Below are 23,759 nucleotides of genomic sequence, written 5' to 3' on the forward strand. Positions count from 1 at the left end.
ACCTCTACGTCCGGTTTGGCCTGTGCGGAGAGTGCGCGAGTTGAGGCTCTCGGTTCTGAAAGGTGTTCTCTGCCTCGGGACTCGTGGATAAAGTGCTGAGGCAGGAGCGATGAGCAGTAGGTAACTGCGGTCACGGGTCCCCCGGCGGCCGGAGCTGAACGGGGAACCAGCGTGCCGACCGCAATAGCTGTCACCAGCGCAGATCTGGTGCTACCGCCGATGGACCACCACACGCCCACGGCGGCTCTGCTGCAGGCGCCGGACGTACAACCGCTGGATGCCGCCCTCTCCGACATGACGGTCCTGCTGGAACAGCACGGCTATGTGATCGCCCTCTATCCGGCCTCGATTCCGCTCGCCCACGAACGCAGACTGCACACGGTCCGATCCGTGCTGGAGAGCAGTCGCATCGCCCTCCTGAAAGTGGATCTTCCACCTCTGGCGACGGCCGTGCTGGTGCGCCAGCTGAGGCAGTTGTCGATCTGCGATTTCAGCGCCGGGATCGTCGCGTCCGCGGCCCGGCTGCTCTCGCACTACATCTACGCGGGAGCGCTGCTCCATTCCGTCACCCGGCTCGACCGGGTGCCGGTGAGCCTCAAATCCCACGCCAAATCATGGGTTCCGGGTTCGCAGTTCGGCGTGCTCGCCAATCCCGACCCCGAACTGATCAGAATCGGCACCGGTCGGCTCACCGGCCCCGAGTTCGTCACCCGGCTCGCGGTGGCCGAGGGCCGGCTCCAGTCCGACTGGGTGAGGGCGACCCTGGCCCCGGAGTGGCAGACACAGGGCCTGGAGGAGGCCCGGTTGCCCGCCGACTCACCGGTCTGGTGGGGCACCGGCCGGCTGATCGAATTCGCGGCCTTCCTGCCCGACATCTCGGTTCTCCACCAGCTGGTTTCATCCGTACGGAGAGAGGTGTGCACCTGGTGCGGAATCGAACTCATCGGTGATCGCTGCGGCTTCTGTTGCGCACCGCTCTCGGCGGCCGAGAACCGCGCCCACGAGCCCCGCGCGCTGAGCCGGGGAACGTCCTCGTACCACGGACCGTGAACGGCCGGCCGGGCCACTTGTATCGAACGGCTTGCCGAAAGCGCGTCCCCCACCGCACTTCTCGCTCTGTCCGCTCCGCCAGTCCACGTCTGCGAACGAGGTTGTCCAGCCCATGAATTCACGCCAACGCCGCGGCATCATACTTCTGCTCCTCTCGGTGCTGTGCGCCCTCGGGGCGTTCGCCGGCGTGATTTCCGTGATCAGCGACGTGAATTCGAAGGTCGGCCCCGAGGTTTCCGCCTACCGGCTCAAGGCCGATGTCTCTCCCTATACGCCTTTGCGGCCGGAGCAGTTCGAGAAGATCTCGATGCCCCGGCGCTGGCTCTCCGACAGCGCGGTGACCGACCTGTCCGTGGTGAACGGAAAGATCGCCGTGACGCAGCTGCGCAAAGGGTCGCTGCTCCAGGACGACATGATCGTCAAGCGGCCGGTGCTCGCCTCCGGTGAGCAGGAGATCGCGATCATGATCGATGCCGCCACCGGAGTGGCCGGAAAGATCACCCCGGGGGACCTGGTCAACATCTTCGCGACCTTCGCCGGCAAGGACGAAGGCGACCCGGACCAGTCCCGGATCATCGTCCCCAACGCCAAGGTGATCGACGTCGGCCGGCTCACCCCGCTCGAACCCAAGGACGACGATCGCTCCAGCGGCCCGCGCGAGGCCGTGCCGATCACCTTCGCGCTCAACACCACCGACGCCCAGCGCGTCGCGTACGCCGAGTCCTTCGCCGAGCACGTGCGCCTCGCGCTTCTCGCCAAGGGCAGCCCGGCCACATTGCGCCCCGGTGACAGCACCTACACCCTCGACGAAGACAAGAACAGGTGAGGGCTGTATGACCACACGCATCCTCCCGGCCGTCGGCGAACCCGATGCGGCCCGGTCCATCACCACCCTGCTGAGCCAGCTCCCGGACGCGGAGCCGGCCGCGCCGGTCGCCGACTCGACCTCGCTGCTCGACATGCTGGCCCGGCTGGCGTCCGAGTCGCTCGACGAACTGCCCGAGGTCGTGCTGGTCCACGAACGCATCGGACCGGTCCCCGCACTCGAACTGATCCGGGAGGTGGCCCTGCGCTTCCCCGCCGTCGGTGTGGTCCTGGTGTCGGGCGACGCGAGCCCGGTCCTCTACTCGGCCGCCATGGACTCCGGAGCCCGCGGACTGGTCGGACTGCCGCTGTCGTACGAGGAACTGGCCCAGCGGGTCCAGGCAGCCGCCGGCTGGTCCGTCGGCGTACGACGCCATCTCGGGCACGGCGGGGACGTGTTCAGCGGACCCGGCGGCACGGTGGTCACCGTCAGCGGGGCCAAGGGCGGTGTGGGTGCGACGGTCATCGCGGTGCAACTGGCGCTCGCGGCACAGGCGTCGGGCCGACCGGTGGCTCTCGCCGACCTCGACCTCCAGGCCGGGGACATCGCCTCGTACCTCGATGTGCAGTTCCGCCGCTCGATCGTCGACCTCGCCGGGATCCAGGACATATCCCCGCGCGTCCTCCAGGACGCGCTGTTCGCCCACCCGACGGGGATGGGGCTGCTGCTCGCCCCCGCCGAGGGCGAACGCGGCGAGGAGGTCAACGACCGTGCCGTGCGCCAGATCGTCAGCGCGCTGCGCAACCGGCACGAGGTCGTGATCATCGACTGCGGCACGCAGATGAACAGCGCCAACGCGGCAGCCATCGAGATGGCCGACATCACGCTGCTGGTGACCACCCCGGACGTGGTCGCCGTCCGCGCGGCCAAACGCATGGTGCGCATGTGGGACCGGCTCCAGATCCGCAAGGCGGAGGAGACGGTCGCCGTGGTGAACCGGCACACCCGCGGGACCGAGATCCAGCCCCCGCTGATCGAGAAGATCACCGGCACCCGGGTGTCGCGGATCGCCGTCCCGGCGAACTTCAAGGAGCTTCAGCCCGTCGTCGACGCCGGGCGGATGCAGGACCTGGAGTCCCGGTCGACCGTGAAGCAGGCCGTCTGGGGGCTGGCGGGCGAACTCGGCCTCGTACGCGCTCCGGCGGGTGACCGGAAACAGGGCAGGTTGCGCGGCGACAGGGGATCGATCGGTGTCCGGCGGGCACGGTCGAGGTGACTGCGGTGAGGGGGCACGTCGAGCGATGAGATCTCCAGCGACAAGAGTGACTGCGACGGCGACTGCGACGGCGACGGCGGCTGCGGCTGCGGGTGCGACGGCGACTGCGGCTGCGACAGGGGCGGTGGTGGCGCGGCTGCGTGGTGACCGGGATGAGGTGCCGGTGGTGACGCGGCTGCGTGGTGAGCGGTGTCGGGCATCGGTACCGGCGCGGCTGCGTGGTGACCGGAGTGAGGTGCCGGTGGTGGCGCGGTCGCGCGATGAGCGGGGCGAGGTGCCGGTGCTGGCGCGGCTGCGTGGTGACCGGGGGCAGGCCGCCATCGAGTTCACAGGCACGGTCCCCGTCATTCTCGCGACGCTGGTCCTGCTGTGGCAGGCCGCCCTGCTCGGCTACACGTTCTCGCTCGCCGGGAACGCCGCCGACGCGGCGGCCCGGGCGGGTGCGGTGGACGGGGACTGCTCGGCCGCCGGCACGGAGGACCTGCCGGCCGCCTGGCAGGGCGGGGCGAGCGTGAACTGCGGCAACGCCGGTGACCTGGTGACGGCCACGGTCAGCCTCGACGTGCCCGTCCTGTTCCCCGGCAGCGTGAACTTCCCCTTCCGCTTCGACGCCCATGCCTCCGCGGCCCGAGAGGACCGGCCGTGAGGCGCCGCAGGGACGACCGCGGCCAGGCCGCCCTCGAATACGCGGGCGTCATCACCCTGCTGCTCTTCGTCGCCCTCGCCGCGATCCAGCTCGGCATCGTCGCCTACACCGCCCAGCAGGCCGGCACCGCGGCCCGTGCGGCCGCCCGGGTCGCCTCGCACGGCGAGGGCGGCGGCGAGGCCGCCGGCTACGCGGCCATGAGCGACTGGCTCGCCGACGGGGCCGAAGTGAGCGCACCCGCCGAGGGCGGAGAGGTGACGGCGACCGTCACCATCCCGGTCCCCGCGCTGCTGCCGGTCTTCGACTTCGGCTCCGCCGAACGGTCCGTCACCATGCCGGTCGACGAATGACCCCGCCACACGGTCGCGGACGGCGAGAGGAGATGACGTCATGAGCCTGCGGTCACGGATCAGCAGTCCGGAGCCGGTCAACGGTCACAGCGAGGAGAACCGCCTCGTCGGGGTCTACCGCGCCAAGCTCCTGGAGGAGATCGACCTCGCGGAGATGTCCTCGCTCGCCGCCGCCGAACGACGGGCCCGGCTGGAACGCGTACTCGGCCACATCATCAGCCGCGAGGGCCCGGTGCTCTCCACCGTCGAGCGCTCGCAGCTCATCCGCCGCGTCGTCGACGAGGCACTCGGCCTCGGCATCCTGGAACCGCTGCTGGAGGACGCGTCCATCAGCGAGATCATGGTGAACGGCCATGAGCAGGTCTTCGTCGAGCGCGGCGGGCGGCTGGAGATGCTCCCGCTGCGTTTCTCGTCCAACGAACAGCTGATGCAGACGATCGAGCGCATCGTCTCCACCGTCAACCGGCGGGTGGACGAGGCCAATCCGATGGTCGACGCCCGGCTGCCCTCCGGGGAGCGCGTCAACGTCATCATCCCCCCGCTGTCCCTGACCGGCCCGATCCTCACCATCCGGCGCTTCCCCCGGGCGTTCACGCTCGCGGAGATGATCGCGATCGGCTCGCTCGACGAGCAGATGACGCTGCTGCTGGCGGGTCTGGTGCGGGCCAAGTTCAACGTGATCGTCTCCGGGGCGACCGGCACCGGGAAGACGACTCTCCTCAACTCGCTGTCCGCTCTCATCCCCGAGGGCGAGCGCATCGTCACCATCGAGGACTCCGCAGAGCTCCAGCTCCAGCAGGCGCACGTGATCACCCTGGAGAGCCGGCCCCCCAACGTCGAGGGCAAGGGCCGCGTCACCATCCGCGACCTCGTACGCAACTCCCTGCGTATGCGCCCTGACCGCATCATTGTCGGTGAGGTCCGCGGCGGCGAGACGCTCGACATGCTCCAGGCGATGTCGACCGGTCACGACGGATCACTCGCCACCGTCCACGCCAACAGCGCCGAAGACGCGCTGATGCGCCTCCAGACGCTGGCGTCCATGTCCGAGGTCGAGATCCCGTTCGTGGCGATCAAGGACCAGATCAACAGCGCCGTCGACGTGATCGTGCAGCTCACCCGGCACGCCGACGGCTCCCGCCGGGTCACCGAGATCGCCGTCGTCGACTCCTCCGGCCGTGAGGAGTACCGCATCGTCTCCGTCTGCCGCTTCAACGCCCAGCCGATGTCCGCCGACGGGCGGATCCACGGACGCTTCGAGTACTACCCGGTGCCGCGGCGGGTCGCGGAACGCCTCTACATGAAGAACGAACCCCTGCCACCGGCCTTCGGTATCGCCGCCTCCGAGACCCAGCTCGCCGTCCGCAGGTCCCTCCTGTGACACGGCCACGACCCGACTGACCACCCCGACCCGGCCGACCACCCCGACCCGACTGGCCACCCCGACCCGGCCGACCACCCGACCCGGCCGTCCCCTCCGATGCCGCCGACCACCCCGACGCCGCCGACGACTCGACCACCCCGCCCCCGACCGCACACCGAGAAGGTCCCGCCGCCATGGACAACCTCCCGCTCCTGACGATCGGAGTCACACTGCTCGCCTGTGTGCTCTGCGTCGTCGGCGTGCACGCGTACTCCTCCGGCAGGGCCCAGCGCCAGGCACTCGTCGAGCGCATGTCGCAGACGGGCCCCCTCGCCCTTCCCTCCGGGAGGCGGCGGCGGTTCGGCGGTGTCGACCGGCGGCTGCGCGGGACACGGCTCGGCAACCGCATCGAACGGAAGATCGCGGTCACGGGCCTCGACCTGACGCCCGGCGAGTACGTCGTCTACGTGGTCGCTGCCCTGCTCGCCGTGTACCTCGTCATCGGCGCGATCTTCGCCCCCTTCTTCGGTGTGCTGGCCGCCGTCGCGAGCCTGTGGGGCGCCAACGCCTTCCTCAACTGGCAGCGCGTCAAGCGCACCGAGGCGTTCATCGCCCAGCTCCCCGAGTTCACCCGCGTCCTCGCCAACGCCACCCAGGCCGGGCTCGCGCTGCGCACGGCGCTCGCCATGGCCGCCGAGGAGCTCGACGATCCGGCCGGCCACGAACTGGGAATGGTCGCCGACCAGTTGGCGCTCGGACAGTCCCTGGACGACGCCCTCGGCGAACTCGCCGAACGGCTGCCCTCCCGCGAGCTCATCGTCCTGGTCACCACACTCATCCTCGCCAACCGCGCCGGCGGTCAGGTCGTCACCTCGCTGCGGAACCTGACCGAGACGCTGGAGGAGCGGAAGGAGACCCGCCGTGAGGTCACCACGATGCTCTCCCAGATCAAGGTCACCGCGCTGGCGGTGCCCCTCCTCGGGCTGGGCTTCCTCCTGATGATCAACGCGATGACACCGGGCGCCCTCGACAAGATGACGGGCTCGGTGGTCGGCCAGTTCGCCACGCTCATCGCCTTCGGCCTGTACGCCCTGGGCGCCTTCCTCATCCGCCGCATGTCCAGGATCCAGGTCTGAGAGGCGACGACACCATGGGACTTCTGCTCGCCGCGCTTCTCGCGGTCTCCGTGTACGGGATCTTCCACGGCATCCGGATGTACCGGGCCGACGCCCGGCTCCCCGGCGACCTCGCGCTCGCGCTGGAGGTGGGCTCCACCCGGACCACCGCGGTCGGCTCGGGCATCGACCGGCTCGGCATGCGGTACGCCCCCGCCGTGCTGCGCGCGATGGGCCCCAAGCGGGTCGACGCCGTCCGCAGACGGCTCGACATGGCGGGCAACCCCTCCGGCATGACCGTCGACCGCTACGCCGCCCGCCGCGCGGTGTACGGATTCCTGGGCGTGCTGGCGGCCTTCTCCATGCTGCTGCGGGGCCAGATCGTCATCGCCGTCCTCGCCCTGCTGTTCGGACTCTTCTGGACCGACGTCATCATCCGCGCGGCGATCCGCAAACGGCGTGAGGACATCGAACGCACGCTGCCCGACTTCCTCGACGTCCTCGCCGTCGTCGTCTCCGCCGGACTCGGCTTCCGCCAGGCACTGGAACGCGTCGCGGAGAAGTACCAGGGCCCCTGGTCCGACGAACTGCGCATCACTCTGCGGCAGATGGACATGGGCGTCAGCCGACGCGACGCCTTCGACCAGCTGCGCCGGCGCAACGACTCCGAGCAGGTGTCGATGTTCGTCACCGCCCTCCAGCAGGGGGAGGAGCTCGGTGCGCCGATCGTCGACACCCTGATCCAGATCGCCACCGACATGCGCCGCACGGACGCGCAGAACGCCCGGCGGAACGCCGCGAAGGCCGTGCCCAAGTCGACGCTGGTGGTCACGCTGGTCATGCTCCCGGCCACCATGATCCTCATCGTCATGAGCTTCTACTACGGCTCCGGGGTGGACCTCGGGGACGTCCTGGGCGGCTGACCACGGCACACCCGGATCCCCGCACCAAGACCGCACAGCCCGCACAGCCAGCCCGGATCTCGCATATCGCACGGACCGCGGACACAGACGAAGGACCGAAGGGGAGGTGGACACCATGGCACCTGGCAAAGCCGTACTCAGCGGCGGCAACGCGGGTGAGACGCCGGCCGACGTGGCCTCCACGGGCCCCGCGCGCCTGCCGTCGCTGCCCATCCAGGTCAACGCCCTCCAGGCGCTGTGCCGTCAGGTCTTCGGGTTCCGGCTGGCAATGATCGCTCTGGCCGCGCCGTTCGCCCTCGACGGCACCCGACCCGGCCCGGCGACCTGGCTGGTGGGCGCCGCGGTCCTGGTCACCTTCATGAGCTCCTACGTCCTCCTGAGGGACTGGGAACGCTTCGGGCCCGTCCTGCTGCGCCACCCGTGGCTCCTCGGCGCCGACATGACGTTCGGCGCGCTGCTGCTGATCACGGCATCGCCCGACTCCACCCTCGCCTACGTCACCATGTGCACCCCGCTGCTGGCAGGACTGATCTCCGGGTGGCGCGGAGCCGCGGTCTTCGCGGTGCTCCAGTCGCTGATCATCGCCGGGGCGTACGCGGTCAACATCGAGGCCGAGGCCCGCTTCACCGCCCTGCTGCTGCCCGGCCTGTGCGTCCTGGCCGGCGCCATCGGCAGCACCCTGCGCAATCTGATGCTCGGCTTCGGAGCGGCCAGCCAGGCGCTGACCGAGGCGCGCGCCCGGCTCGCGGTCAGCGGCGCGGTCGATCAGGAACGGGCGCGGCTCGCCCGCGAGCTGCACGACTCCGTGGCCAAGACGCTGCACGGTCTGGCGCTCGCCGCCGACGGCCTCGCGAGTTCCGCCGACCGGATGGACCCGCTCACCGTCAAGCACCAGGCGGACCTGGTGGCCCGCTCGGCCCGCCGGGCCGCGGCCGAGTCCCGGGAGCTCCTGTCGGACCTGCGCCGGGAGTCCGGCCTCGACGGCGGCGTCGACCTGCTCGCCGAACTGGCGGCTCGTACGGACGACTTCGCCCGCCGCAACGCCGTACGGGCCACCTTCAGCCCTCTCGGCGACGGACCGCCCCCGCATGTGCCCCCCGCCGTCGCCCGGCAGGCCCTGACCATCGCGTCCGAGGCCATGGAGAACGCCCACCGCCACGGCCGCCCGAGCTATCTCTCCGTATCGGCGGGAGTCACCGGAGACGTGCTGCGGATCAGCGTGTACGACGACGGCCGGGGCCTGCCCCCCGGCACTTCCCTCGAAGGCCTGCGCCGGGCCGGCCACTTCGGTCTCGTCGGCATGGTGGAGAGAGCGGCGTCCATCGGAGCGAGGATCCGGATCGGCCGGGGGAAGGCGGCGAAGGGCACGGAGGTACGCCTGGAACTGCCCGTGGTCGCGCTGGGGGCGGTCGGGGGCATACCCCGGCAGCCGGCCGGACCGTCCCGTCGTCAGACGCCGCACACCCCCGAGGCACAGCGCACACGAACGGTCACCTGACAACGCCACCCCCCGTCCCCGCCTTTCGAGAGGAGGCTGCAGCCATGCCGGACGAACACTCCCGCACCTCGGGACAGCACTGGAGCCATCAGGCGCATGTCTCGCAGCACACGTCCTCACATACCTCCGACGAACTTCCCGCGCTGCCCGATCAGTTGCCGGGGGCGTGCCCACCTCTGCGGGTGGTCGTGGTCGACGACAACCCGGTCGTACGAGCCGGGCTGACGGTCCTGCTGCAGGGCCGGGACGACCTCGACGTCGTGGCCGAGGCGGCGGACGGCCGCGAGGCCTACGAGGCCGCGGTCCGGCACCGACCCGACGTGATCCTGCTCGACGTCCGGATGCCGGGGGTCGACGGCCTCGGCGCGCTGCCGCATCTGGTCCGCCTCGCACCGGTGCTGATGATGACCTACAGCCGGGAGAGCGAGATCGTGCACGAGGCGCTGCGGCTGGGTGCCGGGGGCTATCTGGTGCACGGCGAGTTCACCGCGGACCAACTGGTCGCCGCCGTACGGGACATCAAGGCGGGTCGTGCGACGTTCACCCACTCCGCGTCCGGCGCGCTGCTCGCCGGGGTGCGGAGCGGCCGGCAATTTGCTCAACGGTCTTCGCTTACGCAAGCGAATGTGGCACATTCGTCCTCAGGCCCCGTTGTAGCCGGTGAACTGCGGGGAGTGATCACCGAGTTGAGTCAGCGGGAGGTGGAGGTGATGGACCTGATCGCGTCGGGCATGACCAATCAGCAGATCGCCGCCTCCTGCTTCATCAGCCAGAAGACGGTCAAGAACCACATCAACCGCATCTTTGCCAAATTGAACGCGGGGAGCCGGGGCGAGGCCATCGCCGTCTGGCGCAGCCTCGCACGAGGGGGGTCGGCGTGAGGGCGTTACGCACACTCCGCTGCCCCGATTGGGCCCACCCTTGGGCCCACAGGCCCATGTCCGCCGTCCCGCCCCGGGCGTACGGTGCACGCGCTGTCAGCCGGACCGGCCTGGAGGAAGTCGATGTCGAACGTGACACTGAAGGCGATCGTGAACACCCGTGTGTACGTGGCCGCCTGGGTGGCCGCGACGGCACTGACGATGAAGGAACGCCGCGACGAGGGGCAGGGCGCGGTCGAGTACGTGGGCGTGATCGTGCTGGTGGCGCTGATCATCGCGGCGCTGGTGGGGTCGGGGGTGGCGAACGACATCGCCACGGGCCTCACCACCAAGGTCAACGAGATTCTGGGCGGAGGCGGTGGGGAGTAGTCCCTCCCGCCGCTGGTAGGACCCGTGACGCAGGGCAGGCCGCTCCCATCTACATCGCGATGGTGGCGGGCCTGCTCTTTCTCGCGCTCGCGTTCTTCGCGGTGGGGCAGGCGGGAGCCACCCGCAATGGTGCTCAGTCCGGCGCCGATGCCGCAGCCCTCGCCGCCGCCATGGAGTCCCGCGACCGGGTCCTCGGGGACGGCGAACTCGACCTCGACTTCCTGGGCAGCCTTCTCGACGGTGATGTGATCGGGGACCCCGGCGGGGGCTGCGCCGCAGCCGGTCGATTTGCAGGTGAGAACGAGACGACGGTCACGGGGTGTGACTTTCTGGGCCCCGGTCGCTGGGGATTCCGGGTGACCGTCGACTCGCAGCCGCTCGGGGAGACGATCCTCCCGGGAACAGCCGACCGGCGTGCCGAGGCGAAGGCCACCGCTGTCGTGGAGCCCTTGTGCACCTTCAAGCCCTCGGAGAACGAGCCCTCGCCGGGCGACGGCGGCAACGAACCCGAGGAGCCCAGCCCGTCGCCCTCGGAGGAGCCGGAGTCCCTGGGAACGCTCCGCTGCCCCGATGGCGAGATCGACATCGACCCCGAAGACACGGATCCACTTCCCGACCTGTCCGAACTCTTCACCGTCCGGCTGGTCGAGGACTGACCCCGACCGAACGCAAAGGAACACCACTCATGACTATTCGGCACGGAGCGATGACCCGCAGGGCAGTGACCGCCGTCCTTGCGGCAGCGGCGCTGTCGCTGTCGACGGCGTGCGGGGGCGGCGGTGACAGCGGCTCCGACGACAAGAAGAGCAGCAGCTCGGCGTCGACGGAATCGGACAAGCCGGAAGAGTCCGGTGCCGGCGAAGGCAACACTGTGCCGGACAAGAGCAAGACCTTGGCCACCATCAATGGCAGCAACGGTTTCGAGTTCACCATCCACAGCGCCGTTCGGGACGGCGGTGGCTTTCTGACGATTTCCGGAGCGGTGAAGAATACGACCGGGAAACGGCAGATTCCCCCGATTCAGTGGAACGGCGAAGAAACCCAGGTCAAGCGCACCGGCAGGTCATTCGCCGGGGTGACCCTGGTCGACAAGGTGGGGAAGAAGCGTTACTACGTCCTGCGCGACACCGACGGCTTTCCCCTGACGACCACTGGCCTCAGTGCATTCGAAGGCGGCCAGAGCGTCGACTTCTTCGCCCAGTTCCCCGCACCCCCCAACGAGACCACCACCCTCGATCTCCAGATCCCCCTCATGCCCACCGCCACGATTGAGATCTCCTGATGCGTGCGGCACCCGTCTCCCTCGCCGCCCTGTTCCTCTTCACCAGCATCCAGCTGACCACCGCCCCCGCCGCGTCCGGCGACCCCGGCGACGACGGCCCGAGCGTCCCGCCCGGGACCGAGTCGACGTACACCCCGCCGGAGATCGACGGCAGCAGCCCCGGTCTGAAGATGCGCGACGGTGCCACCCTCGCCCAGCCGCGCGTGCTGGACATCGTCTCCATCGTGGAGACCGAGGGCGGCGAGGAGCGCCGTGAAGAGACCACGTCCTCGCTGAAGTTCGCGCTCCAGGCCGAGGTCCTGTTCGGCAAGGACAGCGCCAAGCTCACACCCCAGGCCAACGGGCGCATCTCCGCCATCGTCGCGGAGATCAAGAAGCACAACGCCCAGAAGATCCGCGTCTTCGGGTTCACCGACAACCTCGGTACGTACGAGCACGGCCGGGTCCTGTCCAAGAAGCGGGCCGATGCCGTGCACGGGGTGCTCAGCGGGCAGCTCGACGACGCCGGGATCACCTACGAGGTCCGCGGCTACAGCGAGGACTATCCGATCGCGGACAACTCCAGCGAGGAGGGCCGGACCAAGAACCGTCGTGTGGAGGTCTCCTTCCCGACCGGGGGCACCAACTGAACGCGTTTACGCCGTACGTCCCGCAGCCGGCCCGCAGTACGCTGCGGGCCGGCTGTCGACCGAATGGGCCGAGGAGCGCGCGGATGAGACGGGTACGGGCGGCAACGGTGACGGTGCTCCGCGGAGTTCTCCTCGGAGTCGTCTCCGGGGCTCTCCTCGCACCGGCCTCCGCCGCCGCCGTCTCCCCGAGCGGCCAGGCCGCCGCCTACCGGACCGCCTCGGACGCGAAACGCGTGCAGGGCGCGGCATCCAGCGATGAGGGCCCGCGGCTGCGGCCCGGGACGTACACCGACACCGTCTCCGCGGGAGAGCGGAAGTTCTACCGCGTCGTTCTCGACGACGAGTCGAACGCCTATGTCTCCGCCGTACTGGCTCCGCCGCCCGGCAGTCCGGTCGGTGCCACGGACGGCGTCCGGATCACGCTGGAGTCCGCGGACGGTGAGAAATGCAGCGTGAGCAACGACGTCACGTTCGGCAGCTCCACCGCCCGGCCGGTCGCCGACTACGCCACGCGGCGCATCGGTCAGGGGCGGGAGTGCCAGGAGGCGGGCGACTACGTCTACAGCGTCGAGTGGATCGGCTCGGGGGCCGGTTCCGGAGCCCGTGACTGGCCGTTGGAGCTGAAGTACATGACGGAGCCCGGGGTCGGGGACGGTGCGCAGACGCCCGCGCCGTCCTCCTGGGCGACGCGGCCGGCGGAACCCGTCACGGGGACGCCGAAGGGCGTCGACGGCGGGTCCGGGTTCAACGACGCTCCCGCCGTCGGGCACGGCGTGTGGCAGGACCGGCTGAGTCCCGGTGAGAGCCGCTTCTACAAGGTGCCCGTCGAGTGGGGTCAACAGGTGTTCCTCGACGCGGAGTTCGCGGGCATGGGCGGCGGCCGTGCCGCGTCGGTGCCGGACGGCCTGCGGCTGACCCTGTTCAACACGGGCCGTGGCTTCGTCAAGAACGCGGCGACCGGCTACCGGGGCGGTCCCTCGGAGGTGTCGCTCGGCACGGCGCCCGCCGCGTTCGCCAACAGGACCTCGCCCCGGGACGACACGGGAGCGATGCGGTTCTCGGGCTGGTACTACGTCCGGGTCTCGCTCGACCAACGGGTCGACACCGCGCTGCCGTTGACGCTGCGGGTGGGCGTCGAGGGCGATCGCGTCGAGGGCCCGGCGTACACGGGTGACGCCGTCGCGGCCGGCTTCGGGCTCACCGACGAGGACCGGGCGGCCGCGCGGGACGGGCGGGCGGCGTCCGGCAGCGGCACCGGGAACAGCACGCTGTACAGGGCCGTCGGCTACACCGGCATCGGCCTGGGCGCGGCCCTCGTACTGATCCTCGCCGCATGGACCCTGCTGGCCCGCCGCAGCCGCGGCCGCCACGTACCGCAGCCACTGCCGTGGGAGCCGCGCGCCCACTGAGCGGGCCGGGCAGGGTGGGGCTTGAGCCGTCGCCGCCGCCACAGGCCGGACGCCAGGCCCAGCAGGACACAAGACCCAGGCCGGACACAAGGCCGAGGCCGGACGCCAGGCCCAGGCCCAGGCCGGACACAGCACCCTGGCCGGGGCCAAGGCCCAGGTCACGGGGGGCCCGCGATTGGGCCCGGGGGCCCATGACCCCGGCACATTCGCTCCCTACCGTCGCTTCATGTCGCCACACGGGGTTGCGCGTCGGACCCGCCGTCGAGTGTGCCGGGGACTGCCGCGCCCCCGCGCACGCCTCCTCGGCCCGCGGAAGGAGCGCGGGGACCGGTCGGGCCCGCACGCCGTCGACCGTGTGGGCCGGGCAGACGACGGGACCTCTTCGTGATCTACAGCTTTCTGACCGTCCACCGGCTGACCGTGTCCGCCATGGCCGTGGCGCTGGCGCGTGCGGTGGGCGTGCCCTCCACGGCGGTCGACATCGCCGACGAGGACTCGGCCGACGACCGGGACGGCCGCAACTGGGACGCGCTCGTGCTCTGCGGCTATCACGCGGTCGCCGGGGATGTCGCGCTGGCCTGGGAGGTATCGGTCGCGGACGCCGTGCCCGACCCCCCGGACGAGGCCGACGCGGCGCGGAGCCTCGCTGCCCTGAGCGGGACGACGGTGCTGTACCCCGCCGAGGAGGCGGTCCCCTCCGCGTACTGGGCGGCCGCTCCGGACGGTACGGTGACGCGCGCCCGGGTGGTCGAGGCGGGCGCAAGCGGCGGAGCCGTGGTGGTGGAGGTCGAGGCCGTCGAGACGGCGGTCGCACAACTGCCCTCGGCGCGCGTTCAGTTGCTGCCGGAGATTTTCCGGGAGGAGAAGGTGCCGACGCCGGTGGCGGATGCCTTCGCCGCCCTCACCGACGCGGACGGCAGCGCACCGGTGCGGGGACCGGAGAACCGGGCGCGTGAGGAACTGCTGCTCTGGGAGCGTCTCGTCCGCAGGATCGCGGCCGATTGGGCGCCGACCGGCCGCTACCCCGAGGAGCTGTATCTGGAGGACCTGCGCACCCGCGACCGGCTTGCCGAGCGGCTGGCCGCCGTGCACGGCACCCTGGCCGAGGAAGTCGCTCGTTCTGCCGAGACGCTCGACGTACTCTTCCGTACGCACACCACCGACGACGGGGGAGAACTGCTCGGATGCCTGACCAAGTCGGGATCCGCGACGGCGGACCGCGGCTGGTGGTGGCGACGACGACCTGCGCGGCTGCCCTGGGTCTGACGGCGTGACGGCGTGACGGGGGTCGGGCAGCCCGGCCGGCGTCCTGGCGACAGGCGCGCCGGGCGAAGGAGGAGCGAGCGTGGCAGTGCCGTTCGGTGACCGGCTGCGGGACGAGCTGGGTCCGCCCCGGCGGGCACGGCTGCTCGACAGCAGCCCGCGATCGGCTGTCTGGCGGGTCGAACTGGGCGACGGCACGGCCGCCGTGGTGAAGCAGCTCATCGCCGAAGGACCGGGCGGCGAGGCAACCGGTGAAGCCAGTGAAGCTGCCGACGAACGCTACCGACGGGAGATCACGGCCCTGCGCTCCGCCGGACGCGTACGTCCCGCGGTGGTGCCACGCCTGCTCGGTACAGATCCGGACGCCCGGGTGCTCGTACTGGAGCATGTGGAACACCGGACACCGCGCGAGGGCTGGCAGATCGTGTACGCACAGGGCCTCGCGCGCTTGCATGCCGCGGCCACCGGCGACGAGGCGGAGCTGCCCCGCTGGACCGGGCCCGGTGAGCGCGATGTCACCGCGTTCCTGGCCTTCGCCCGGCGTCTCGGTGCCACCGTCCCCGCGGCGGCCGAGGACGAAGTCGGCGCGCTCGTGGACCGCCTCGGGGCACCGGCCGTACGCAGCGCACTGCTGCACGGCGACCCCTGCCCCGGCAACGATCTGCACACCCCCGACGGCATCCGCTTCGTCGACTTCGAGCAGGCCTGCCTCGGCAACGGCCTCATGGAACTCGCGTATCTGCGCATCGGCTTCCCGACCTGCTGGTGTGTCACCGATGTCGCCGAGCCGCTGCTGTCCGAGTCCGAGCAGATGTACCGCGCCACCTGGCGTGCGGCGACCGGAACCGAGGTCGCGGGCGATCTCGCCGACGCGTGCGCGGGCTGGCTGATCCGGGGCGACGCCCTGGTGGAGCGTGCCCGCCGGGGCACCGTCGACCGTTTTGCCCGCGCGGTGGACGAGGACTGGAAGTGGGGCACTGTCACCGCGCGGGAGCGCCTGCTGCACCGGCTCTCCGTGGTCGCCGGGATGGCCGAAACCCATGAGGCGCTCGGGGCGCTGGGGGCGCTCGCCGGGGACGTACGTGACCGGGTACGACTGCGGTGGCCCCGCCTCGGAGCGGTCCCGACCCGCAGACCGGCGTCATAGAGAGCCGCGCGAACTCCGGGCCGGGCCGCCCGCCTCGCGGCCCAAGCCGCCAGGCCCGCCGCCTGAACGTCCCGGCCGGCAGCCCGAGAGGGCCCATCCCGGTGCCCTGCTCAGGACATCACCGGTCAGGGGGCCCCGACCCCGTCGTGCCCGTCGTGCCCGCGGTCCTTGCCGTCCCCCGGCGTCTCGATCGTGAGCCGTGCCCCGGCGACGACACCCCACTCCGCCATCGCCCCCGCCGCAGCCTCCAGCACGTGCCGCGCCCGCAGCCGGGGCCTCCCGAGTCGCCCCGGACCCATCGTCCGGACCTTCACGACCCTCAACTTCCGGTCCAGGTAGGCCACATCGATCGCGAACCGCATCCGGAAGGTGTGCACGCTGTTGCACGGCGTCAGCAGCATGGCCCCGTCGATTCCGTCCCGGCCCAGCAGCCCGCGCCGCCGCGGACCGTACGTCGCCGCGATCTCCACCGGCACCGCGGCGTCCCGCCCGGCCACCCGCAACGCCCCCGTGCCGTCCCGCCATCGACGCCGTCCGCTCATGGTCGTAGACCGTAGCGGCGGCCTTGCGGCCGTGGGTCCGGATGCCCCGAGTGGGCCCCCGGACCCATGACCGCGAGCGGAACGGGGCCCTACGCTCTGTGCCGTGTATGCCACGATGCTCGCCGTCGCCGCCCTGTGGGGCGCCGCCGCGGGCCTGCTCGTGCCCCGGGCCGCGTACCGGCTGTCCGTCGAGCCGGGGGAGCCCTGGCGCGGCAGCTGTCCTTCCGGGCACGGCTTCGGCGGTCCGGTGCGCGGCTGGATCGGCGGAGCCCGGTGCGCGACCTGCGCGACGCCGGTACCGGCCGTGTCCGGCCGAACGGCCGACGGCGACGCGGGCGGCTCCCCGGACGCACCGGCGGCACCCGCGATGCCCCCAACACCCGCGACACCCGCGACACCCACAACGCCCGCGGCACCCACAACGCCCGCGACGCCCGCGTCCTCCGTCACCGTCCCCTTCGTCACCACCGCGGTCTGCGTCGCGGTGGCCGCCGCCACCGGGGCCCGCCCCGAACTGGCCGTCTGGCTGCTGATGGTGCCCTTCGCCGTCCTGCTCGCGGTCGTCGACCTCCGGGTGCACCGGCTGCCCGACCAGCTGACCCTGCCGCTGGCCGCCGCCGCGGCCCTTCTCCTCGGACCGGTGGCCCTGCTGCCCGGCCACGCCGGTTCCTGGTCCACCGCACTGCTCGGCGGACTCGTCCTCGGCGGCGCCTACTTCATGCTCTTCGTCATCCATCCGAACGGCATGGGCTTCGGTGACGTCAAACTGGCCGTGTCGCTGGGCGTCGTCCTCGGCTGGTACGGCTGGACCGTGCTCCTCGCCGGCGCCTTCGCGGGCTTCCTCTTCGGCTCGCTCTACGGGGTCGCGCTGATGGCTCTCGGCCGCGCAGGCCGCAGGACGGCGATCCCGTTCGGGCCGTTCATGATGGCGGGAGCGCTGCTGGGTCTGCTGCTCGGCGCACTCGCCGCCCGCGGCTGACCTCGTACGTACGCAAGCACCCCACCCCGCGCCCGCGCCCGCCCCACGGAGCCCCACCCAGCCCCGCAGGTCGCGCACCCGCGAGTCGCCCATAACGAGAAGACAAGCGCCGCCGTGGCGCGCAGTATCGGTTCCATGGACACCCAGCCGGTCAACATCATCAAGGCGCTCGCCTCCTTCGACGACGTCTACAGCCCGCGCATCGTCGCCCGGATGAACGACTACGAGGTACGCATCGCCCACACCGCCGGAGAGCATGTCTGGCACGCCCACGAGGACACCGACGAGTTCTTCCTCGTGCTCGACGGCCGCTTCGACATCGCCCTGCGCGCCGCCGACGGCACCGAGTCCACCGTCGAGCTCACCAAGGGCGACACCTACGTCGTCCCCAAGGGCACCGAGCACAAGCCGTCGTCGCCCGGCGGCTCGATCCTCATGTTCGAGCCGTCCGGTACGAAGTCGACCGGCGACCGGCACGAGGGCGAGATCCCCGGCCATGTCGACAGCACCACGGGACACGCCCTGTCATGACAGCGCGGCAGCCCGGCACACCGCGGTCGTTCGAGGACCTGATCGAGGAGGCGTCGTCCGTCTCCGTCGAGGGCTGGGACTTCTCCTGGCTGAACGGGAGAGCCATCGAGCAGCGCCCCTCCTGGGGGTACGCCCGGTCGATGGGGGAGCGCATGGCGCGGGCCTCGGCGGCGCTGGACATCCAGACCGGCGGTGGAGAAGTCCTCGCCTCCGTACCGGTGTTGCCGGTCCTCACCGTCGCGACGGAGGCCTGGCCGCCGAACGTCGCCAAGGCCACCGCCCTGCTGCGGCCGAGGGGCGTGGCGGTCGTCGCCGATCCCGAGGAGCCGCCACTGCCGTTCGCCGACGAGGCGTTCGACCTCGTCGTCAGCCGCCATCCCGTCCGTGCGTACTGGCAGGAGATCGCCCGCGTACTGCGGCCCGGCGGCACGTACTTCTCGCAGGAGGTCGGCCCGGCCAGCGTCTTCGAACTGGTGGAGTACTTCCTCGGGCCGCAGCCGCCGGAGGTGCGCGGCGCCCGCGATCCGCGGGCGGCGGTGGCCGCGGCACAGGCGGCGGGCCTGGACGTGGTGGATCTGCGGGCGGAGTCGCTGCGGACCGAGTTCCACGACATCGGGGCCGTCGTCTACTTCCTGCGCAAGGTCATCTGGATGGTCCCCGGGTTCACGGTCGAGCAGTACCGTCCGCGGCTCGCGGCGCTCCACGAACGGATCGAGTCGGAGGGACCGTTCGTCGCCACGACGACCCGCTTCCTCATCGAGGCGGTCAAGCCCGTCTGAGTCCCTGCCCTGTCGCGTCGTCCTGTACGCCCCCGCCGCGTCGCTCACCAGCCCTCGTAGCTACGCCAGGAGGACTTCCGGCCGCCTTGCGATGGCACGCACCGGACGACGTTCCCCAACGGGCAGACATTGCCGGTCCAGGCACTAGCATCCGGAGGTATGCGGACATTTTCTGACAACTCGGCGGCTCGGCGCAGCGTCCTGCGATCCCTCGTCCCCGCGCCCTCGCCGGAGCCCGGAACACGCACCGCTGCCCGTTTCCCCGCCGCCCTCCTCCCCTGGAGCTGGGCGGCGGTCTTCTTCCTGCTCTACGCCACCGTCGCGGTGCGCCGTCATCTGCTGCTGCGCACCACCGGCTACGACCTCGGCATCTTCGAGCAGGCCATCCGCGCCTACTCCCAACTGCGCGCTCCGATCGTCCCGTTGCGCGGAGAGAACTTCCATCTCCTCGGCGACCACTTCCACCCCGCGCTCGCCGTCCTCGGCCCGCTCTACCGACTGTGGCCGTCCCCTCTGTGCCTGCTCATCGCCCAGTCCGCGCTGCTGGCACTCGGCGCCGTACCGCTGGTGGCCTGGGCGCAGCAGGTGCTCGGTCGGCGGCCCGCGCACGCCGTCGCCCTCGGGTACGGGCTCAGCTGGGGCATCGCGTCGGCCGCCGCGTTCGACTTCCACGAGGTCGCGCTCGCCGTGCCGCTGCTGTCCTTCGCCGTCGTCGCGCTCGGCCGGCGGCGCTGGGGAGCCGCTGTGGCCTGGGCGGCACCGCTGGTCCTGGTCAAGGAGGACCTGGGGCTCACGCTCGCCGCGCTGGGCTGTTTCGTCGCCTGGAAGGGCCCGCGGCTTCTCGGCGCCGTCACCGCGGCCGCCGGTGTGATCGCCTCGGTGATCGAGATCAAGGTGCTGCTCCCGGCGTTCAACCCGGCCGGCGGCTATGCCCACGGGGGGAACCTGGGCGAGGGCAGCCACTCCACCCTGCTCGGCACCCTCGTCTTCGCCCCGCTCGACGCGCTGCGCCCGGACATCAAGGCGATGACCCTCGTCCTGGTCTTCGCGCCCTCGGCGCTCCTCGCCCTGCGCTCTCCGCTCGCCCTGCTGGCCGTGCCCACGCTCGCGTGGCGGATGCTCTCCCAGAACGGCTTCCACTGGGGCACGTCCTTCCACTACAGCGCCGTCCTGATGCCGATCGTGTTCGCCGGGCTCATCGACACCCTCCGGCGCTGGGGGGCGGCCGACCACCCGCTCGCCGCACGGCAGGTGCGGGCCTCCCTCGCCACGGTCCTCGCCGTCACCGTCGTCATGCTGCCGTCGTTCCCCCTGGCCCAGCTGGCGCAGCGCGCCACCTGGCGCACCACACCCCACATCGAGACCGCCCGCTCCCTGCTGGCGAAGATCCCCGACGGCGCGTCCGTCGCCGCCTCCAACCGCCTGGTGCCCCAGCTCACTTCACGCTGCGACGTGGTGCTCTTCCCGACCTTCCCGGTGGACGCCCGGCTCTACGAGTACGACAAGGACCGGCTGCCGCGCCCGACGGCCGAGTGGATCATCCACGACCGGGAGGTGCCCGAGGCCTGGCCGTACCGCACCGGCCACTGGCCCTATCCGCCCGAGAAGCAGGCCGCCGAACTCGATGCCGCCGCGCGCCGGTACGGCTACGAGCGGATCGCCGAGAAGGACGGCATCACCCTGCTGCGCCTCAGGCATGCGGCCCGACCGTGACCGTACCGACCGTCAGCTCCGCCGTCCCCTCCAGCACTTCGGCGATCCGCTCCACCTGACACTCGAGTTCGCGGCGCGTCCGGGCGTGCTCCAGCGCCTTCCCCACCGGCTCGACCGTCACCGCGACGCGCTTCCCGGACCGCTTCTGGTGCCACACCCCGCGGACCCGGCCGTCGACGAGGACGACGGGAAAGTTGCCGGCCTGACCGCCGGCGAGGGCCCGCTCGCGGGCGGCGCCCGGGAAGAGCAGCTCACGCGGCTGCGCGGCGATGGTGAACGCGTCGAAGTAGGGCAGCAGCCGCACCCCGCGCGGTGCCTCCTCGGCGAACTCGCTGTCCCCGGCCGCCACCCACGCCCGCTCACCGGCGAACACGACCTCCTCGGTCCGGCCCTCGGCCGCCGAGGACTCGAAGAGCCCGGCCGCCCAGGCGCGCGGAGCGGCGAGCCACTTCGCGAAGTGCGCGGGCGAGGCGGGCCCGTACGCCCGCAGATAGTGCTCCAAAAGGACCTCCAGCGCGGCCGGCCCGTCCATGGGGGTGACGCCGGGGTTGGTGCAGGTCGCCTTGCGCCCGCGGTTGGGGGCGAAAGCGAGCAGCCCCCGATGCGCCGCCAGATGCGTCACCTGGCGCCACCGGGGCCACTTGTCCTGGAAGGCCTCCATCACCGGATCGCCCGCCCATGATCCGGTGCGCTCCACGATCGCCTCGGTCAGCTCGTCGACGGTCAGCTCCGCGCCGGTGAGCGCGTCGCCGATGGCCGCCAGGACCTGCTCCGTCTGCTCGTCCGTCATCCGTACATGGGGCGGCATCGGGTTCGATCCGGCCGGGATCGCGGAGAGCGCGCCGGTCCACATCGGCATGTCCGCGGCCGCCAGCAGATGGACGGTGCCGCGGGGTCCGTACGTCTTCACCAGGCTGCGCTCCGTCCACAGCGCCTCCCGCACGCTCGTACGGGTTGCGCCGCCGTCCAGGCGCAGCGCGACGGACAGCTCGGCGGCGGAGAGGACCTGTGCGTGCGCGCCGAGCATGGCGGCGGTGATCCGGGCGGGGGAGTCCTGGGCGGGCGTGAGCAGGCCCTGGCGGCGGAGCCTGCGGGCCGTGGCCTCGGTCCATGTCACTTCGCGCGTCGTCATGACAGGACTGTAGGAGCCCTATAGGCCAGATCCTGTCCTCGTTCCGGACCGCGGTCCGCGAACGGTGGTGTACTGGCGAAACGGTAAGTGTCGAGCGTGTCGGAGGAGTTGTCGTGGCCAAGGTGAAGAGTGCGTACAGCTGCGGTCTCGATGCCGCCGTGGACGTCGTCGGCGGCAAGTGGAAGCCGCTCATCCTGTGGGCGCTGCACGACGGCACGCACCGCTTCGGGGAGCTGAAGCGCCATGTCGGCGGCGTCAGCGAGAAAATGCTCATCCAGCAACTGCGCGAGCTGGAGGCGGACGGGGTGGTGCACCGCGAGGTCTACCGGGAGGTGCCGCCCCGGGTGGAGTACTCGCTCACCGAGCTGGGGGAGGCGCTGAACACCGCCCTGCTGCCGCTCGGGGCGTGGGGCGACACCTTCATGGAGCAGATCATCGCCAACAAGACGAAGGAACCCGCGGCCTGACGGAACGCCTGACGGAACGCCCGACGGACGCCCCTGACGGACCCCCGACGGACCGCCTGACGAACGGTCCTTCCCTACACGCCGTCACCGCGTCAACGGCGCGCCCGTACCCCGGGTCCCCCCTGAGGGGTACGGCCCGGGATGCCCGAAGAGCCCAAAAGCCCCTGGTTTCCGGGCTCCCGGGCTACAACAGGCCCTCCGTTCGCCGCATCCGGGGCGTAGTTCCGGCACGGCGTGGCACGCAGCACCACTTACGAAGGGTTATGGTGGAAACCCCCCCTCGGGCCGGTCCGTATCCCCCCACGGACCGGCCCGGTTTTATGTCCCGGCCCGTGCGGCTGCCCGCCGCACCCGGCAGATGAGCCGCTTCCGACCCTCCCCGCCGGTGCGCGGCCACCGCCTCACCCGGGACTCACGCTGCGTCAGCCGTCAGCTGCGGCCCGCCCAGATGTTGGTGCCCTCGGTGTCGACAGCGTAGGCGTCGATCTCCCGCAGCTCCTCCTCGCTCAGCGGCGCACCGGCCAGGGCCGCCACGTTCTCCTCGAGCTGCTTCACGCTGGACGCGCCGATCAGGGCCGACGTCATCCGCGGATCCCGCAGTACCCAGCTGATGGCCAGCTGCGCCAGCGACTGGCCGCGGCCGGCGGCGATGTCATTGAGCCCGTTCAGCCGGCGCACGACCTCGTCGGAAAGAAGCTTGGGATCCAGCGACTTGCCCTGGGTGGCCCGCGAGCCCTCCGGGATGCCCTTCAGGTACTTGCCCGTCAGCAGGCCCTGGGCGAGCGGCACGAAGGAGATGCAGCCCATGCCCGCGCTCTCCAGGGTGTCGAGCAGCCGGTCGTCCTCGATCCAGCGGTTGATCATCGAGTAGGAGGGCTGGTGGATGAGGGCGGGGACGCCCATCTCCTTCAGCAGCCGGGCGGCCTCGGCGGTCTGCTCCGCGGTGTAGGAGGAGACGCCCACGTACAGCGCCTTGCCCTGCCGCACGGCCGTGGCCAGCGCGCCCATCGTCTCCTCGAGAGGAGTGTCCGCGTCGAAGCGGTGCGAGTAGAAGATGTCGACGTAGTCGAGGCCCATACGGTCCAAAGAGGCGTCGAGCGAGGACAGCAGGTACTTGCGGGATCCCCACTCGCCGTACGGCCCGGGGTGCATGAGATAGCCGGCCTTGGTCGAGATGACCAGTTCGTCGCGGTAGGGCGCGAAGTCCTGCGCGAAGAGCTTGCCGAAGTTGAGCTCGGCGGAACCGGGCGGCGGGCCGTAGTTGTTCGCCAGGTCGAAGTGCGTCACGCCGAGATCGAAGGCGCGGCGCAGGATGGAGCGCTGCGAGTCGAGCGGGCGGTCGTCACCGAAGTTGTGCCACAGGCCGAGCGAAAGGGCGGGCAGCTTCAGCCCCGACCGGCCGGAGCGCCGGTACTCCATTGAGTCGTAGCGGTCGGGAGAAGCGAGGTACGGGGAGGTATGAGTCACGTATCCCTCCTTATCACGGACTTGTGACAGACCGGGTTGGGTGGCCGTGGCCCGTGCGCAGTACTGTTGCGGCTTCGGGGATTGCCGCCCGGCGGGGGCCGAGGCCGGTGCTGCGTTCACCCGGGGCAGGGCGCCCGACGGCG

Annotated in this window: 24 protein-coding genes and 1 pseudogene; 22 read left to right on the forward strand and 3 right to left on the reverse strand. The window is 71.2% G+C overall.

Features of this window, described 5'->3' with window-relative positions; all coding sequences use genetic code 11:
• Positions 1 to 171: 171 nt before the first annotated feature.
• The 17 genes and pseudogenes from ABTX78_RS27035 to ABTX78_RS27115 all read left to right on the forward strand — a co-directional run bounded on the left by ABTX78_RS27035 (position 172) and on the right by ABTX78_RS27115 (position 16,006).
• Positions 172 to 1,050 (forward strand): hypothetical protein, encoded by an 879-nt coding sequence (locus ABTX78_RS27035; protein ID WP_502993974.1) that lies wholly within the window; start codon positions 172 to 174, stop codon positions 1,048 to 1,050.
• Between the two features lie 112 nt (positions 1,051 to 1,162).
• Positions 1,163 to 1,876, forward strand: coding sequence for a Flp pilus assembly protein CpaB (gene cpaB, locus ABTX78_RS27040; protein WP_352209399.1), 714 nt, complete (start codon positions 1,163 to 1,165; stop codon positions 1,874 to 1,876).
• A 7-nt stretch (positions 1,877 to 1,883) separates the two neighbouring features.
• The gene (locus tag ABTX78_RS27045) at positions 1,884 to 3,131 is read left to right on the forward strand and encodes a CpaE/TadZ family protein (RefSeq protein ID WP_352209400.1); all 1,248 of its coding nucleotides are present in this window, start codon (positions 1,884 to 1,886) and stop codon (positions 3,129 to 3,131) included.
• A gap of 244 nt (positions 3,132 to 3,375) precedes the next feature.
• Entirely contained in the window at positions 3,376 to 3,777 is a 402-nt protein-coding gene (locus tag ABTX78_RS27050; protein WP_352209401.1) for a TadE/TadG family type IV pilus assembly protein, read from the forward strand.
• On the forward strand, positions 3,774 to 4,127 hold the full coding sequence (locus tag ABTX78_RS27055; RefSeq protein ID WP_352209402.1) for a TadE/TadG family type IV pilus assembly protein: 354 nt from the start codon (positions 3,774 to 3,776) through the stop codon (positions 4,125 to 4,127). The genes ABTX78_RS27050 and ABTX78_RS27055 overlap by 4 nt, the downstream gene beginning before the upstream one ends.
• Positions 4,128 to 4,167: 40 nt before the next feature.
• Positions 4,168 to 5,508 (forward strand): TadA family conjugal transfer-associated ATPase, encoded by a 1,341-nt coding sequence (locus tag ABTX78_RS27060; protein ID WP_352209403.1) that lies wholly within the window; start codon positions 4,168 to 4,170, stop codon positions 5,506 to 5,508.
• 176 nt (positions 5,509 to 5,684) lie between these two features.
• Positions 5,685 to 6,626: a type II secretion system F family protein gene (locus ABTX78_RS27065; RefSeq protein WP_352209404.1), complete on the forward strand. Its 942-nt coding sequence runs from the start codon at positions 5,685 to 5,687 to the stop codon at positions 6,624 to 6,626.
• Positions 6,627 to 6,640: 14 nt separating this feature from the next.
• Complete coding sequence (locus tag ABTX78_RS27070) at positions 6,641 to 7,528, forward strand: DUF5936 domain-containing protein (protein WP_352209405.1); 888 nt, start codon at positions 6,641 to 6,643, stop codon at positions 7,526 to 7,528.
• Positions 7,529 to 7,643: 115 nt separating this feature from the next.
• The gene (locus tag ABTX78_RS27075) at positions 7,644 to 9,026 is read left to right on the forward strand and encodes a sensor histidine kinase (protein WP_352209406.1); all 1,383 of its coding nucleotides are present in this window, start codon (positions 7,644 to 7,646) and stop codon (positions 9,024 to 9,026) included.
• 44 nt (positions 9,027 to 9,070) lie between these two features.
• Positions 9,071 to 9,907 carry a response regulator gene (locus tag ABTX78_RS27080; protein ID WP_352209407.1) on the forward strand — a complete coding sequence of 279 codons (837 nt, stop codon included), beginning with the start codon at positions 9,071 to 9,073 and terminating at the stop codon, positions 9,905 to 9,907.
• A gap of 123 nt (positions 9,908 to 10,030) precedes the next feature.
• A complete protein-coding gene (locus ABTX78_RS27085) occupies positions 10,031 to 10,276 on the forward strand; it encodes a hypothetical protein (RefSeq protein WP_352209408.1) in 246 nt (81 codons plus the stop codon).
• A 44-nt stretch (positions 10,277 to 10,320) separates the two neighbouring features.
• Positions 10,321 to 10,932, forward strand: a pseudogene (locus tag ABTX78_RS27090) (pilus assembly protein TadG-related protein); the annotation flags it as partial.
• Between the two features lie 29 nt (positions 10,933 to 10,961).
• Positions 10,962 to 11,558, forward strand: coding sequence for a hypothetical protein (locus ABTX78_RS27095; protein WP_352209409.1), 597 nt, complete (start codon positions 10,962 to 10,964; stop codon positions 11,556 to 11,558).
• Complete coding sequence (locus ABTX78_RS27100) at positions 11,558 to 12,187, forward strand: OmpA family protein (protein ID WP_352209410.1); 630 nt, start codon at positions 11,558 to 11,560, stop codon at positions 12,185 to 12,187. Before ABTX78_RS27095 ends, ABTX78_RS27100 begins: the two co-directional genes overlap by 1 nt.
• An 83-nt stretch (positions 12,188 to 12,270) precedes the next feature.
• The gene (locus ABTX78_RS27105; protein WP_352209411.1) at positions 12,271 to 13,596 is read left to right on the forward strand and encodes a hypothetical protein; all 1,326 of its coding nucleotides are present in this window, start codon (positions 12,271 to 12,273) and stop codon (positions 13,594 to 13,596) included.
• A 384-nt stretch (positions 13,597 to 13,980) separates the two neighbouring features.
• Positions 13,981 to 14,862 carry a serine/threonine-protein kinase gene (locus tag ABTX78_RS27110; protein ID WP_352209412.1) on the forward strand — a complete coding sequence of 294 codons (882 nt, stop codon included), beginning with the start codon at positions 13,981 to 13,983 and terminating at the stop codon, positions 14,860 to 14,862.
• Positions 14,863 to 14,941: 79 nt separating this feature from the next.
• Positions 14,942 to 16,006: a phosphotransferase family protein gene (locus ABTX78_RS27115; RefSeq protein ID WP_352209413.1), complete on the forward strand. Its 1,065-nt coding sequence runs from the start codon at positions 14,942 to 14,944 to the stop codon at positions 16,004 to 16,006.
• Positions 16,007 to 16,131: 125 nt separating this feature from the next.
• Here the strand turns inward: ABTX78_RS27115 and ABTX78_RS27120 are convergent, their stop codons facing one another.
• Positions 16,132 to 16,548: a DUF192 domain-containing protein gene (locus tag ABTX78_RS27120; RefSeq protein WP_352209414.1), complete on the reverse strand. Its 417-nt coding sequence runs from the start codon at positions 16,546 to 16,548 to the stop codon at positions 16,132 to 16,134.
• 103 nt (positions 16,549 to 16,651) lie between these two features.
• On the opposite strand from ABTX78_RS27120, the gene ABTX78_RS27125 reads away from it, so the two are divergent.
• The 4 genes from ABTX78_RS27125 (at position 16,652) to ABTX78_RS27140 (ending at position 20,550) form a co-directional block, all read left to right on the forward strand.
• A complete protein-coding gene (locus tag ABTX78_RS27125; RefSeq protein WP_352209415.1) occupies positions 16,652 to 17,527 on the forward strand; it encodes a prepilin peptidase in 876 nt (291 codons plus the stop codon).
• Between the two features lie 135 nt (positions 17,528 to 17,662).
• Positions 17,663 to 18,058 carry a cupin domain-containing protein gene (locus ABTX78_RS27130; RefSeq protein ID WP_352209416.1) on the forward strand — a complete coding sequence of 132 codons (396 nt, stop codon included), beginning with the start codon at positions 17,663 to 17,665 and terminating at the stop codon, positions 18,056 to 18,058.
• Positions 18,055 to 18,837: a class I SAM-dependent methyltransferase gene (locus tag ABTX78_RS27135; RefSeq protein WP_352209417.1), complete on the forward strand. Its 783-nt coding sequence runs from the start codon at positions 18,055 to 18,057 to the stop codon at positions 18,835 to 18,837. The genes ABTX78_RS27130 and ABTX78_RS27135 overlap by 4 nt, the downstream gene beginning before the upstream one ends.
• A 159-nt stretch (positions 18,838 to 18,996) precedes the next feature.
• Positions 18,997 to 20,550 carry a DUF2079 domain-containing protein gene (locus ABTX78_RS27140; RefSeq protein WP_352209418.1) on the forward strand — a complete coding sequence of 518 codons (1,554 nt, stop codon included), beginning with the start codon at positions 18,997 to 18,999 and terminating at the stop codon, positions 20,548 to 20,550.
• On the opposite strand, the gene ABTX78_RS27145 is transcribed toward ABTX78_RS27140, so the two are convergent.
• The gene (locus ABTX78_RS27145; protein ID WP_352209419.1) at positions 20,528 to 21,682 is read right to left on the reverse strand and encodes a winged helix DNA-binding domain-containing protein; all 1,155 of its coding nucleotides are present in this window, start codon (positions 21,680 to 21,682) and stop codon (positions 20,528 to 20,530) included. The two genes, ABTX78_RS27140 and ABTX78_RS27145, sit on opposite strands and share 23 nt — an antisense overlap.
• Positions 21,683 to 21,795: 113 nt before the next feature.
• Between ABTX78_RS27145 and ABTX78_RS27150 the strand changes: the two genes are divergently transcribed.
• The gene (locus tag ABTX78_RS27150; RefSeq protein ID WP_352209420.1) at positions 21,796 to 22,149 is read left to right on the forward strand and encodes a winged helix-turn-helix transcriptional regulator; all 354 of its coding nucleotides are present in this window, start codon (positions 21,796 to 21,798) and stop codon (positions 22,147 to 22,149) included.
• A 429-nt stretch (positions 22,150 to 22,578) separates the two neighbouring features.
• Here ABTX78_RS27150 and mgrA read toward each other — a convergent pair whose 3' ends face one another.
• A complete protein-coding gene (gene mgrA, locus ABTX78_RS27155) occupies positions 22,579 to 23,616 on the reverse strand; it encodes an L-glyceraldehyde 3-phosphate reductase (protein WP_352209421.1) in 1,038 nt (345 codons plus the stop codon).
• Between the last annotated feature and the right edge of the window lie 143 nt (positions 23,617 to 23,759).

Source organism: Streptomyces sp. NPDC096193, from assembly GCF_040302905.1.
In the GTDB taxonomy this organism is placed as follows: Bacteria; Actinomycetota; Actinomycetes; order Streptomycetales; family Streptomycetaceae; genus Streptomyces.